We start from the raw sequence: 12,922 nt of genomic DNA on the forward strand, positions 1-12,922 counted from the left end.
GTGAAGGTCAAGCGATTGCCCGGAGGGGGGTCTCCCATGCGGATCGGCGAGCTGTCCGAGCGCACCGGAACACCGCGCAGACTGCTGCGCTACTACGAGGAGCAGGGTCTCATCGTCGCCGACCGGCTGCCGAACGGCTACCGCGTCTACGACGCGTCGAACGTGGACCGGGTGATGCAGATCCGGGGCCTGCTCGACGCCGGTCTGCCCACCCGGATCATCAAGCAGATCCTGCCGTGCCTGAACAAGCCGCGGACGATCCACTTCCCGGACGCGACCCCGGAGATGCTGGAGACCCTGGAGAACGAGCGGGACCGGATGACCGACCGGATCCGCTGCCTGACCCGGAACCGGGACGCGGTGGCGGAGTATCTCGACGCGGTACGGGAGAAGCTGACGTCGGGGTCGTCGGCGTAGCGCGGACGGTCCGTACGGCATACCGGCCGCCGTGCCGCTCCACGGCGAGGGGCAGGCCGAAACAGGCGCCGAGCAGCTCCCCGGTGAGCACCTCCTCGACCGGCCCCCGCGCGAGCGCCCGGCCCTCGCGCAGGAGCAGGGCGTGGGTGGTGCCGGAGGGCAGCTCCTCCAGGTGATGGGTGACCAGGACCGTCGCCAGCTCCGGATGTTCGGCGCCGAGGACGTCCAGGGCGTCGAGGAGCTGCTCGCGGCCGGGCAGGTCGAGTCCGGTGGCCGGCTCGTCAAGGAGCAGGAGCCGGGGCTCGGGCATGAGCGCCCGGGCGATCAGGGCCCGCCCCCGCTCTCCCTGCGAGAGGGTCGGCCAGCGCGCGGCGCGGCGCCCGGCGAGACCGAGGGTGGCGATCAGGCGGTCCGCCCGGTCCTCCTGCGCGGGGGTGGGGCTCCACCTCGGCGGCCGCTCGACGGAGCCGACGGCTCCGGTCAGCACGACGTCACGCACGGCGAGGGCGGAGCGCAGCGGGTGGCGCGGGGTGACGTGGCCGATGGACGTGCGCAGTTCCCGCAGGTCCGCCCGGCCGAGCCGGCGCCCGAGCACCTCCACCCGGCCCCGGGTCGGATGCGTCTGGGCTCCGAGCAGGCCGAGGAGGGTGGTCTTCCCCGCACCGTTGGCCCCGAGGAGCGCCCAGTGCTCCCCGGACCGGACGGTGAGCGTGATGTCGCGCAGGAGGGGGTTGCCCTCGCGGACGACGGTGACGTCCTCGGCGTGGAGGACGGGCGCGGTGGTGGTGGGCGGGGGGACCTCCGGGTGCGGCGGCCCGTCCGGGTGCTGCGATCCGGCCAGGTACGGCGGTCCGTCCGGGTGCGGAGGGACCTCCGGGCGAGCCGGGTCGGCCGGACACGGAGAGGCCTCCGGGTGCGGCAGTCCGGCCGGGGGCGCCGGTCCGGTCGCTTCCAGGGGCCGCTTCATGACTCGTACGCCCGGTTCACCGCGGCCAGGACGGCCTGTACGGAGGCGGTGAGGACGGAGGTGTCCAGGCCCGCGCCCCAGGCGGTGCGGTCGCCCACTCGGCACTCGGCGTAGGCGGCGGCCTCGCCGGCGCTGCCGGCGGTGACGGCGTGTTCGGCGAAGTCGAGGACGTCGACGGGGACTTCGGCCCGGGTGAGGGCGTCGGTCAGGGCGGAGAGCGGTCCGTTGCCCCGGCCCTCGGCCGGTTCCGTACGGTCGCCGACGCGCAGGACGCAGGTGAAGCGGTGGCCGCCCGCCGCGTCCCGGTCGGTGCTCCAGGACTCCAGGGCGACGGGTCCCGCGCCGCGGCCGGGCTCCAGGTAGGCCGCGCGGAAGAGGGCGTGGAGGTCGTCGGGGGTGGCCTCGCGGCCGCTGTCGTCGGTCACCGCCTGGACGGCCCGGGAGACGTCCGGGCGCATCCGCTCCGGCAGGTCGAGGCCGTGGTGGGTGCGGAGCAGATGGGCGACTCCGCCTTTGCCGGACTGGGAGTTGACGCGGATGACGGCTTGGTAGCCGCGGCCGAGGTCGGCGGGGTCGAGGGGCAGGTAGGGCACGTTCCAGGGGGCGAGCTCCGGCGGGATCCCGGCCTCGGCGGCGTCCTTGGCGTGCCGGGCGAGGCCCTTGCTGATGGCGTCCTGGTGGGTGCCGGAGAAGGCGGTGTGGACGAGGTCGCCCGCGTAGGGGTGGCGGGGGTGGACGGGGAGTCGGTTGCAGTGCTCGACGACCTCGCGGACGGCGTCGATGTCGGAGAGGTCGAGCATGGGGTCGACGCCCTGGGCGTAGAGGTTGAGGGCGAGCGTCACCAGGTCGACGTTGCCGGTCCGTTCGCCGTTGCCGAAGAGGCAGCCCTCGACGCGCTGGGCGCCGGCGAGGACGGCGAGTTCGGCGCAGGCCACTCCGGTGCCGCGGTCGTTGTGGGGGTGGACGGAGAGGATCACGGAGTCGCGGCGGGCGAGGTGGCGGTGCACGTACTCGATCTGGTCGGCGTACACGTTGGGGGTGGAGATCTCGACGGTCGCGGGCAGGTTGTGGGTGACCGGCCGGTCGGGGCTCGCGTCCCACAGTTCGGTGAGGCCGTCGCAGAGCTCCAGGACGTAGTCCGGTTCCGTCAGGTTGAAGGTCTCCGGGGAGAACTGGAAGCGGATGTCGGCGCCGGGGCGGGCCTCGGAGAGCCGCGCCATGAGCGTGGCGGCCTCGTGGACGGTGCGGCGGACCTCGGCGCGGTCGCGGCCGAGGACGGTCTCGCGCCAGACCGGCGAGGTCGCGATGTAGAGGTGGACGACGGCGCGGGGCAGGCCGTCGAGGGCCTCGAAGGTCCGCTCGATGAGCTCGGGGCGGGCCGGGGTGAAGACGACCGGAGTGACGTCCTCGGGGACGGCCCCGGCGGCGACGAGACCGGCGAGGTGGCGGACGAAGTCGAAGTCGGCGCGGCTGGCGGAGGGGTAGCCGACCTCGATCTCCTTGAAGCCCGTGCGGACGAGCAGCTCGAAGAAGCGGTGCTTGCGGTCGGTGTCCATGGGCTCGGCGAGGGCCTGGTTGCCGTCGCGGAGGTCGACGGGGACCCAGAGCGGGGCGCGCTCCAGCCGGGCGGAGGGCCAGCGGCGGTCGAACTCGGGGACGTGGACGCGGTCCTGGAAGGGGCGGTAGCGGTGGTACGGCATGGGGCTCGGACGCTGGGGATTGCGGATCATGCCGGGTACCGTAACCACTCCTCAGCTCCTCAGACAAGTACTCCTCAGACAAGTTCGGGTACATTCCTCGGCGGCGTCCCCGTGATCCGGAGGACGCGCCCGCCGTCCGGACCTTCGCGGAGAGCCGGACATCAGAGAATCAGGTGATCCCCATGCCGCTCGGTGCCCTGCGTCCCAGCCCCCTGGTCGAACAGGCCGCCGAGCGCCTGCGCGAGCAGATCGTCCGGGGCCACTGGCCGGTCGGCACGAAGCTCCCCGGGGAGACCACGCTCGCCAAGGAGCTGGGCGTGGGGCGCTCCACGGTCCGCGAGGCGCTGCGGGCCCTGGCGGGCGCGGGGCTCGTCCAGCCCCGGCAGGGCGCGGGCGTCTTCGTGATCGCGACCCGGCCGACGGAGGAGTGGCCGGCCCGGCTGCGGCGGGCGGCGGTGACGGACGTGTACGAGGTGCGGATGCTGGTCGAGGTGGAGGCGGCGCGCCTCGCGGCGCTGCGCAGGACCGAGGAGGACGTGGCGGCGATGCGGGAGGCGCTTGCCGGGCGGGTGGCGGCGGCCGCGCTCGACGACGCGGGTTTCGTGGACGCCGACATCGCCCTGCACGCGGCGATCGTGGCCTCGGCCCGCAACCCCGTCCTTACGGACCTGTTCGGGGAGTTCGCCCCGGTGCTCCGCGAGGGCCTGATCGAGCTGCTGGACCTGCTCGGGCTGCGGGGCACCGACCTCCGGCACGGCGAGGACGCCCACGCGGACGTGGTCCGGGCGGTGGAGGCGGGCGACCCGGAGGAGGCCGCCCGCCTGACCCGCCAGGAGCTGGAGTCCACCCTGGCCCTGCTCCTGTCGACGCCCTGACCCCGCGGGGCGGTACGGGACCAGGCCGCACAGCCGCCGGCCCCGCTCCGGTCGGCCCCCTGAGCGGGGGCCGCGCCGCGCTCACGCCATCCGGCGGGCGCCCTCCAGGACGGCCTGCCGGATGCGGTGGTAGGTGCCGCACCGGCAGATGTTGCGGATGGTGTCGAGGTCGGCCTCGGTGACCTCGCGTCCGGCCTCGCGCGCCTTGCGGACGGTGGCGACCGCCGCCATGATCTGGCCCGGCTGGCAGAAGCCGCACTGGGCGACGTCGAGGTCGAGCCAGGCCTCCTGCATCGGGTGGAGTTCGGCGCCGGCGGTGTCGGGGAGGCCCTCGATGGTGGTGATCTCGTCGGTCGGGGCGACGTCGTCGACGCGCACGGCGCAGGGCGTGAACGCCTTGCCGTTGAGGTGGCTCGTGCAGGCCCGGCAGACGCCGACCCCGCAGCCGTACTTGGGGCCGGTGACGCCGAGGACGTCCCGGAGGACCCAGAGGAGCCGGACGTCGCCCTCGACGTCGGCGGTGACGGCCTTGCCGTTCAGGATGAAGGTGTGCTGCGGCACGGGGGCTCCAGGTCTCAGATGGTGCGGTCGCGGCCGTCGGTGGGCGAGGCCGGGACGGGCGGGACGGTCGGCAGGGGGGTGAAGGCGAGCGGCTCGGCGTGGTTGACGGGGAAGACCGTCGGCATCGTGCCGGTGGCCCGGCCGTAGGCGCAGGCGACGGCGGCCATGGCTCCGGCGACCGCGAGCTCGCCCGCGCCGCCCGGCTTGTCGCCGCTCGGGGGCATGACGATGATCTCCAGCTCGGGCGGGGTGTTCCACTGCCGGGTGTAGAAGTACTGGTCCCAGCTGCCTTCGAGGAAGTGCCCGTCGCTCAGGTGGAGTCCGGAGGTCAGGGTGATGGCGATGCCGTCGGCGATGCCGCCCATCATCTGGGCCTCCAGGCCGCGCGGGTTGACCGCGAGGCCGACGTCGACGGCGCAGACGACCTTGGTCACGCGGGGCCCGGTGTACGCGCCCGGGATCTTCCGTCCGGTGGTCTCCGGCCGGCAGTCGATCTCGGCGAGGATCGCGACGGCGGAGTGGTACTCGGTGTGGACGGCGATGCCCTGGCCCGTGCCGGCCGGCATGTTCCGGCCCCACTGCCCCGTCTGGGCGACCTTGTCGAGGACGGCGCGGGCCCGCGCGTCCTTGAGGAGCCGGCGCCGCATCTCGTACCCGTCCTGGCCCGTCCGCTTGGCCAGCTCGTCCATGACGAGTTCCTGGGCGCAGCGGACGTTGGGCGAGTAGATGTTCCGCATGGAGCCGGTGTTGAAGCCCTTGTCGGTCTCGGCGAGGAGCTGGGTGGTGACGCCGAGGTGGTACGGGCTGATCTGGGTGAGCTGGAACATCGTCTCGGAGAAGGTGGCGTCGGCGACGGGCAGCCGGGCCGCCTCCGCCGTGAGGACCTCGCCGATGCCGTGCCCGAAGTCGGTGGCCACGGAGGTGTGGCGCTGCTCGTACGTGAGGACCTCGCCGAGCGAGTACGTGGCCCGGACCCGGGAGGTGGACATCGGGTGCGTACGGCCCTGGCGGAAGTCGTCGGTGCGGTGCCACATCAGCTTCACCGGCTTGCCGAGAGCCTTGGAGATCTCCGCGGCCTCCTGGGCGGCGTCGGAGAACAGCTTGCGGCCGAAGGAGCCGCCGCCCTCGGTGACGTGGACGCGGACGGCGGTGGGCGGCAGGCCGAGCTTGAGGGCGATCTTCTCCTGGGCGACGATCGGCGCCTTGACCGAGGCCCAGATCTCCGCCGAGTCCCGCCGCACGTCGGCGATCGCGCAGTTGGTCTCCAGGGCGGCGTTGCTGGCGAAGTGGAAGGTGAAGCGGGCGTCGACCGCCTTCGTCAGGAGCGGCAGCGGCGGGACCACGAGCGGGAGTTCGGCCCGGCGCAGCTTCTCCAGGACGGTGGCGTCGGAGGCGCCCTCGGCCGTGCCGGGACCCCAGTCGACGCGGAGGGAGCGGACCGCGTCGATGCACTGGCCGAAGGTGCGGCCGCGGACGGCGACGCCGGTGGAGACGGTGACGACGTCGGTGATGCCGGGCATGGCCCGGACCTCGGCGAGGTTGGCCACGGAGCGGACCGTGCCGTTGATGGTGGGCGGGCGGCAGACCATGGTGGGCAGGGCGTCCGGGACCTGGAGGTCCATGGCGAACTTCTTGCGCCCGGTGACCGCTTCGAGGGCGTCGACCCTGCGCTGGGCGGTGCCGATGACGCGGAAGCCGTCCGCGTCCTTGAGGGTCACCTCCACCGCCGCGTCGGCGACGGCGGCGGCCTTCACGGCGAGGTCGCCGTAGCCGAGGAGCGCGCCGGCCGGGGAGAGGACGGCGCCGGCCTTCGTGGTGAGGGTCTCGACGGCGTCGCCGAGGACGAGGGAGGCGGCATGCAGCAGCCGGGCCCGGGCGAGGGCGGCGGCGACCCGGATCGGGGTGTAGGTGGAGTAGGTGGTGTTGGAGCCGCCGGTGAGCTGGTTGAAGAGCAGCTCGGGGCGGGCGTCGGCGAGCGTGACCTTCACCTTGTCCAGGGGCAGGTCGAGCTCCTCCGCGACGATCATGGCGCTGGAGGTGGTGACGCCCTGGCCGACCTCGGCGCGGGGCAGGGCGAAGTGGGCGGTGCCGTCGGTGTCGACGCGGATGGTGATGAGGTTGCTGGTGGGCGCGGCCGCGAGGGTCAGCAGCTCGTTGAGGTCGAGGAGTTCGGCCGGTCCCGGCAGCGAGGGGATGAGCGCCGACGCCGCCGCGGCCTCACTCGGGGCGAGGGCCTCGGCGCCGAGCTGGGCGGCGACGGTGAGGGTCGGCGCGGCCAGGACGTACCCGAGGAACCGGCGCCGTCCGATGCCGGTTCCCCCCGCACGGTCCGGGCTTCCGTCCCCGGCGCGCCGCGCGGACGCCCCGGCTCCGTCCCCGCCGCCGCTCGTGCCGTGGTCGTCCCGCGCGGGGTGCCGCCTCACCATTCGGTGTGCCCTTTCGCCATGACCCCGGCCTGCTACTGCCGGGTATCTTCAGAGGCGACGATCATCGCTCATGCGGGGGACCTCCGGGAGCCGTTCGGCGTGGACTTCTTGCGGGGAACCGGTGACGCGGCCGCCGCCGACGGGCCGTCAGGGCCGACATGGGGCGCCGCCATGACCGGGGCCCCGCACGTCACCGCCACCCGCCGCTCGTACGAGACCGTCGCCGGGGGTGCTCTCCTGGCACTCGACGGTGGGAGCGGGCGTACGGGCACGAGGTCGACCTCGACGTGTACCGCTGGTCACCCGACCGTCTCGCGGGGCTGCTGTCCGCGGCGGGGCTGGTCGAGGCGGCGCGGCTGGTGCGGGAGCCGGAGCCCGGGGAGAGCACGCCGCAGGCCTTTCTGCTGGCGCGCAGGCCGCGCGGCTGAGCCGGGGCGCGCTGGCCGGGCACGGCCGCGCAGGTGCGCGGCGGGGCGGAGCCGGACGCCCGAGCGGAGTCCGGCGCGGGAGATCCGGGCGCGCTGGCCGCCGCCCGCGATCAGGGCGTTGACGGAGGCCATCGGGTCCCCGCCGACCGACTTGGCGAGCAGCGCGCCGAGGACCAGCGGGCCGAGGGCCACCGCGAGGGCCGTGCCGGTGGCGGTGACGTGCTGGAGGCGGCGGGGGCGCCGGGCGTCGGAGGTCATGGACCCAGTCCACCAGCGGGCGGCGGGCGCCGTATCGGTCGGCGTACTCAGGCACCCGTACCGGGCTACTCAGATGTGCGCACGCATGCGTCCCCGGGGGCTCCCGCACCGGCCCTTCTTCGGAGATCCTCGGGAGGGCGAACGCGCTTGGGCGTTCCCGGGACGAGACGTGGAGGCGGGGCGACCGTGACGACGGAGACGCAGGAGACGGGGCCGGCCGTGCTCGTCGTGCAGCACGAGGCGGACGCCGGTCCCGGCCTGGTCGGCGAGCACCTCGTACGGACCGGGCTCCGGCTCGACGTGATACGGGCCTGGAAGGGCGAGGCGCTGCCGGAGACGGTGACCGGCCACGCGGGGCTGCTCGTCCTCGGCGGGGCCGTCAACTGCGAGTACGACGAGGCCGCGCCGTGGCTGCCCCGGGTCCGCGGGCTCGTCCGCGAGGCCGTGGCCGGGGAGGTGCCGCTGCTCGGGATATGCCTGGGCGGCCAGATCGTCGCGCACGCCCTGGGCGGCGCGGTGTCGCGGCGGGCCCGGGGCCCCGAGGCGGGTGCCGTACCGCTGCGCAGGCTGCCGGACGCCGAGGGCGACCCGGTGCTGGGCGGGGTGCCGGAGGGCGCCCCGGCGGCGCAGTGGCACTGGGACCAGGTGGACCGCCTCCCGGCCGGCGCCGTGCCGCTGCTGACCGGTGACGACTGCCCGTACCAGGCGTTCCGGGTCGGGGGCGCGGGCTGGGCGGTGCAGTTCCATCCGGAGGTGGGCGCGGACACGGTCGCGGCGTGGGCGGCCGCCGACGGGGAGGACCTGCGCGCGGCGGGCGGCGACCCGGAGGCTGCGGTGGCGTCGGTGCGGGAGGCGGAGCCGGAACTCCGCGCGGTCTGGGGGGCGGTGTCCGAGGCGTGGGGCGCGGTCGTCCTCGCCCGCGCGGGCACGCGGAGCGACTGAGCGCCGCCCCCGGCGCGTACCGTACGGGAACACGCACCTGAACGAAGGAGCTCCGCCGCCATGGCCGACTACCGGATCGAGACCGTCCGCACCGGGTACCGGAACTGGACCGCCCGCAACGACCGGGGAGCGGAGGTGCGGATGGCCGCCGCCGACGACGCGGACGCCCAGCCCTCGTTCACCCCGGTCGAGCTGCTGCTCGCTGCGATGGGCGGCTGCGGCGGTCTCGTGATCGACCGGACGGCCCGGGCGGTGGACCACGACGACCTGCGGATCGTGGTGGAGTCGGTCTCGGGTCCCGAGGACGACGGCCGGCTGGGCCGCATCCGGGTGAGCTACGAGTTCGACCTGCCGGACAACAACCCGAAGGCGGCCGAGGTGTTCGCCCGGGGCGTGCGCCTGACGCACGAGAAGTTCTGCACGGTGAGCCGGACCGTGGAGCACGGCGCGCACGTGGAGGCGATCCTGCCGGACGGCACGGTCGGCTTCGAGGGCTGACCGGCCGGACCACGGACCTCCCGTCACTCCTCGATCGCGCCACCGATCCGGCGCAGATGCCGCCGGAAGGTGTACGAGGGGTCCTCGGCGCGGCCCTTGAGGTAGTCGTCGAAGCGGGTCTGCGCCCGCAGGGTCTCCCCCGCCCTGATCCGGCGGGCCTGTTCCCGCTCGGTGCGGAAGAGGGACCGGGCGGCCTCCAGGACGGCGCCCACGCGGTCGGCCGCCACGAAGAGCACGCCGTCGTCGTCGCCGAACACCACGTCGGCGGCGGTCACCTCGTGCTCGCCGCACCGCGCGGTGGTCAGCGCGTCCGGGTCCCGGTCGTCGAGGCGTACGGGGCCGGGCGCGTGGCGTCCGTACGAGAAGACGGGCAGTCCGATCTCGACCAGGTCCGGGGTGTCCCGGTGCAGGCCCCAGACGACGACCCCGGCGATGCCCGCCGCCTCGGCCTCCAGGACGGCGAGGTCGCCGACGCAGGCCTCGTCGCGGCGGCCCCCGTTGTCGATGACGAGGACGTCCCCCGGTGCGGCATGCGTGAAGGCCTCCAGGAAGACGTCGACGCTTCCGTAGTGGCGGGCGGGCAGCACCCGCCCGGCGAGGCGCTGCCCGGCGACGACGGGCAGGATCCCGGCGGGCGCCGCCCGCAGGGGTTCCCCGAGCCGTACGCAGGCGTCGGCGATCAGCGGTGTGGAGAGGTCGGCGAAGTCCTCGACCATCCGGTGCTCCGATCCGTCCGTGATCATCCGGTGCTCCGATCCGTCCGTGGCGGGTGCGGTGGGCCGGGCCCCTCTGCAGGGCCCTAAATGCCTCGACATCGTTCCCATGATCGGGGACGCTTCACGCGATGACCAGAACCGATGACACACCGTCCGCGTGGGACGAGCGCACCCAGCTCACCACGTTCCTCGACTACGCACGTGACACCGCCCGCGCCAAGTGCGAGGGCGTCTCGGCGGAGAACGCCCGCAAGGCGCTCCTGCCGGGCTCGCCGCTGATGACCCTGAGCGGACTGATCAACCACCTCCGCTGGGTCGAGTACTACTGGTTCCGGGTGGTCTTCCTCGGCGAGGAGGACCAGGGGCCCTGGACCGAGGACGACCCCGACCGCGAGATGCGCATCGCCGTCGACTTCCCGCTCGCGCAGCTGCTCGACGAGTACGCCGAGCAGAGCGCCCGCCACCGCGAACTGGTCGCCGCGAACGACCTGGACGCCCAGGCGAAGCGCACCGTCCGCGACGGCGTCCGCGTCGACCTGCGCTGGATCCTCCTCCACCTCACCGAGGAGACGGCCCGCCACAACGGCCACCTGGACATCCTGCGCGAGCTGCTCGACGGCACGACCGGCGACTGACCCCTCCCCGTCCGGCCCGTACGGGTGCCGGTCGGCCGGCCGTGACGGTTCGACGGTTCAGTCGAGCCAGAGTTCGCGGACCCGGCGCACGGGGTCCGCGGCGATCCGGGGTTCCGCGTCCCAGATCTTCGTGGCGCGTTCCGCGGAGGTGTAGCGCGGCCAGTCGGCGCCCGGGTCCTGGTCGGTGACGAAGGCGACCCAGGACCGGTGCAGGGCGTCGGCGAGCGCGCGCGGCGGCTCGTCCCCGGCGACGGCCGCGACGCCCTCGGCGTCGAGGAGGTCGAAGGCGAAGGGCAGGTCCAGGCAGTGGAAGGCGAGGCCGAGGGCGGGCGACCGCCAGCGGAACTCGTAGAACCAGGTGGGGCGTTCGTGTGCGGCGCGGGCGTCGGCGACGGCGAGGTTGGGCGCCCGGAAGAGGGTGTCCGTCATCGCCTGGCCGAAGTACCGCTCCTCGCCGCCCGCCGCGTACGCCTCGGTGAAGGCCCCGGTCCTGGCGGGGTCCAGGCCGAGCGCGCCGAGCAGGAGGGGCAGCGGCGGCCCCTCGGGGCCGGGGGCGGGGAACATGGAGAACTCGTCCTCGGTGAAGCCGAGCATCAGCGGTACGCCGGCGCCCGCCTCGCCCGTGGTCAGGGCGTCGAGGACGGGTACGGGGATCAGCTCGCCGTCGGCGAAGGGGGCGAGGGACAGCATCGGCGGCAGGCCCTCGCGGTCGGGGCCCGGTTCGTTCAGGAGGTCCTGGAGGTCCAGGAGTTCGTCGTCGGTCAGGTCGCGCAGGGCCTCGACGGTGGCGGGGACGCCGGTGCGGGAGGTGAACAGCCGGGCCGCGGCGCGGGCGACCTCGGGGCCGTCGGGCCGCATGACGGCGCCGGAGACGGAGATCGCACCCCGGAACAGCCCCTCGGCCGACGGGACCGCGAGCAGGGTCTGCACCGCACCACCACCCGCCGACTGCCCGGCGATCGTGACCCTCTCCGGATCACCGCCGAAAGCCGCGATGTTGTCCCGCACCCACTCCAGGGCCGCGACCCAGTCCCGCACCCCCCGGTTGTCCGGCGCACCCTCCAGACGCAGGAAGCCCTCGATCCCCAGCCGGTAACCGACCGAGACCAGCACCACGCCGTCCCGGTTGAACGCGACCCCGTCGTACCAGGGACTCGCCGCCGAACCCGCCACGTACCCACCACCGTGGAACCACACCAGGACCGGCAGACCCGCCTCCGGGTCGGCCGCCGGCGTGAACACGTTCAGGTTCAGCACCCCCGCACCCGGGATCGACGGCTCCGGAATCGTCGTCACCTCCGCGAACGGCCGGCGCTGCGCCGTCGGCCCGTACGCCCTCGCGTCCAGCGGCTCCGACCACGCCTCCGGCGGCACCGGCGCCGCGAACCGCAACTCCCCCACCGGCGGCTGCGCGTACGGAATGCCCAGGAAACGCAAGGTCCCGTCCGCACGGCGCTCGCCGCGCACGGGACCTCGGACGGTGGTGACGGTGGTGCTCATGGGGTGCTGCTCCTTCTGCGCTGGCACACGGGGGCCGGAGCACGAGCCTGTCACCGCTTACTTACACGTGTCAACACTCCGCGTCGGGAGCCCGGCGCACGCGACCCCGGCAGCAGGACCGGCGCCCCCTAGACTCGGGGCGAGGGAAGGGCACACGGGACCAGGGGGAGGCGGCGGCGATGAAGTGGGACATCGGCGCCGTGGGCTGGGCGCTCTTGTTCCTGTCCGGCGCGGCCGTCATGGCCGCCGGGGCGATCTGGAAGGGCCGGGCCGTGCGACCCTTCGCCGCCTCGCGGGCGCGGGCCGTCGCCCAGCGGGAATACGCCCGGGACCTCCAGCGGGCGGCCGACCACGTGATCGCGGAGGCCCGCCGGTGCGCCGGCGAGGGCGAGCCGGCGATCGTCACCGTCACGGCGGTGGTGCGGACGGCCGAGGAGCGGTACGGCCACGCGGGCGTGGAGCGGCCGGACGCGGCGGAGGCGCTCCGCCGCAGGTTCGAGCACTGGCGCTGCGCCGTCGACTGCGTCACGGACGCCTACGGATGAGCCGTGCGGGAGGGCGTCAGGACTGCGGGAGGGCGTAGTTCGTGAAGCCCAGCCAGTCGAGGGCCACGCAGGGTTCGTCCCCGAGGACCCAGGCGTCGTGTCCGGGCTTGACCTCCATGTAGTCGCCCGCGCCGAACTCGACGCTCTCGCCGTCGTCCATGACGACCTTCATCCGGCCGCTGACCACGTACCCGACGTGCGAGGCCTGGCAACTGTCGGTGCCGGCGATCGGCTTGACGTGCTTGGACCACTGCCAGCCCGGCTCGAAGACGGCGCGGCCCACCGAGCCGCCGTCGCCGACGAGCAGGTCGAGCCTGCCCTTGCCGTCCTCGAAGGGACGCGTCTCGTCCGCCGCGTCGAAGCTCTTCCGTACGATGCCGGCCATCGCGCACCCCCGGCGGTGGAAAGGTCCGGTCCCCGAGTCCATCTCCAGGCTACGCCGGGGCGGCACCCC

13 protein-coding genes and 1 pseudogene are annotated in these 12,922 nt (G+C 74.3%); 6 read left to right on the plus strand and 8 right to left on the minus strand.

Annotation, left to right across the window (positions count from 1 at the left end):
- Window positions 1-36: 36 nt before the first annotated feature.
- Complete coding sequence (locus ACH4TP_RS23770) at window positions 37-417, plus strand: MerR family transcriptional regulator (RefSeq protein WP_398184841.1); 381 nt, start codon at window positions 37-39, stop codon at window positions 415-417.
- A 1-nt stretch (window position 418) separates the two neighbouring features.
- Here ACH4TP_RS23770 and ACH4TP_RS23775 read toward each other — a convergent pair.
- A pseudogene (locus tag ACH4TP_RS23775) lies at window positions 419-1,258 on the minus strand (ABC transporter ATP-binding protein); the annotation flags it as partial.
- A gap of 122 nt (window positions 1,259-1,380) precedes the next feature.
- Window positions 1,381-3,114: a 2-isopropylmalate synthase gene (gene leuA, locus ACH4TP_RS23780; RefSeq protein WP_398439055.1), complete on the minus strand. Its 1,734-nt coding sequence runs from the start codon at window positions 3,112-3,114 to the stop codon at window positions 1,381-1,383.
- Between the two features lie 152 nt (window positions 3,115-3,266).
- Here leuA and ACH4TP_RS23785 point away from each other — a divergent pair, with 152 nt between their 5' ends.
- Window positions 3,267-3,959, plus strand: a complete 693-nt coding sequence (locus tag ACH4TP_RS23785; protein WP_389225591.1) for a FadR/GntR family transcriptional regulator — start codon at window positions 3,267-3,269, stop codon at window positions 3,957-3,959.
- An 81-nt stretch (window positions 3,960-4,040) separates the two neighbouring features.
- Here the strand turns inward: ACH4TP_RS23785 and ACH4TP_RS23790 are convergent, their stop codons facing one another.
- The 3 genes from ACH4TP_RS23790 to ACH4TP_RS23800 form a co-directional block, all read right to left on the minus strand.
- Window positions 4,041-4,520, minus strand: a complete 480-nt coding sequence (locus tag ACH4TP_RS23790; protein ID WP_398439056.1) for a (2Fe-2S)-binding protein — start codon at window positions 4,518-4,520, stop codon at window positions 4,041-4,043.
- 14 nt (window positions 4,521-4,534) lie between these two features.
- Window positions 4,535-6,946 (minus strand): molybdopterin cofactor-binding domain-containing protein, encoded by a 2,412-nt coding sequence (locus ACH4TP_RS23795; RefSeq protein ID WP_398439057.1) that lies wholly within the window; start codon window positions 6,944-6,946, stop codon window positions 4,535-4,537.
- Between the two features lie 299 nt (window positions 6,947-7,245).
- Window positions 7,246-7,632: a hypothetical protein gene (locus ACH4TP_RS23800; protein ID WP_398439058.1), complete on the minus strand. Its 387-nt coding sequence runs from the start codon at window positions 7,630-7,632 to the stop codon at window positions 7,246-7,248.
- A 186-nt stretch (window positions 7,633-7,818) separates the two neighbouring features.
- On the opposite strand from ACH4TP_RS23800, the gene ACH4TP_RS23805 reads away from it, so the two are divergent.
- Together ACH4TP_RS23805 and ACH4TP_RS23810 are read left to right on the plus strand one after the other, a co-directional pair.
- Entirely contained in the window at window positions 7,819-8,574 is a 756-nt protein-coding gene (locus tag ACH4TP_RS23805) for a type 1 glutamine amidotransferase (protein ID WP_398439059.1), read from the plus strand.
- Window positions 8,575-8,634: 60 nt separating this feature from the next.
- A complete protein-coding gene (locus ACH4TP_RS23810) occupies window positions 8,635-9,072 on the plus strand; it encodes an OsmC family protein (protein WP_041127633.1) in 438 nt (145 codons plus the stop codon).
- A 23-nt stretch (window positions 9,073-9,095) separates the two neighbouring features.
- Here the strand turns inward: ACH4TP_RS23810 and ACH4TP_RS23815 are convergent, their stop codons facing one another.
- Complete coding sequence (locus tag ACH4TP_RS23815) at window positions 9,096-9,788, minus strand: RraA family protein (protein WP_398439231.1); 693 nt, start codon at window positions 9,786-9,788, stop codon at window positions 9,096-9,098.
- Between the two features lie 128 nt (window positions 9,789-9,916).
- Between ACH4TP_RS23815 and ACH4TP_RS23820 the strand changes: the two genes are divergently transcribed.
- Window positions 9,917-10,423, plus strand: coding sequence for a DinB family protein (locus ACH4TP_RS23820; RefSeq protein ID WP_389225606.1), 507 nt, complete (start codon window positions 9,917-9,919; stop codon window positions 10,421-10,423).
- 57 nt (window positions 10,424-10,480) lie between these two features.
- Here the strand turns inward: ACH4TP_RS23820 and ACH4TP_RS23825 are convergent, their stop codons facing one another.
- Window positions 10,481-11,923, minus strand: coding sequence for a carboxylesterase/lipase family protein (locus ACH4TP_RS23825; RefSeq protein ID WP_398439060.1), 1,443 nt, complete (start codon window positions 11,921-11,923; stop codon window positions 10,481-10,483).
- 179 nt (window positions 11,924-12,102) lie between these two features.
- On the opposite strand from ACH4TP_RS23825, the gene ACH4TP_RS23830 reads away from it, so the two are divergent.
- Window positions 12,103-12,468 carry a hypothetical protein gene (locus ACH4TP_RS23830; protein WP_398184818.1) on the plus strand — a complete coding sequence of 122 codons (366 nt, stop codon included), beginning with the start codon at window positions 12,103-12,105 and terminating at the stop codon, window positions 12,466-12,468.
- 16 nt (window positions 12,469-12,484) lie between these two features.
- Here ACH4TP_RS23830 and ACH4TP_RS23835 read toward each other — a convergent pair whose 3' ends face one another.
- Window positions 12,485-12,853: a cupin domain-containing protein gene (locus tag ACH4TP_RS23835; RefSeq protein ID WP_398184815.1), complete on the minus strand. Its 369-nt coding sequence runs from the start codon at window positions 12,851-12,853 to the stop codon at window positions 12,485-12,487.
- Window positions 12,854-12,922: the final 69 nt, after the last annotated feature.

Source organism: Streptomyces sp. NPDC021012 (genome assembly GCF_044333355.1).
GTDB lineage: Bacteria > Actinomycetota > Actinomycetes > Streptomycetales > Streptomycetaceae > Streptomyces.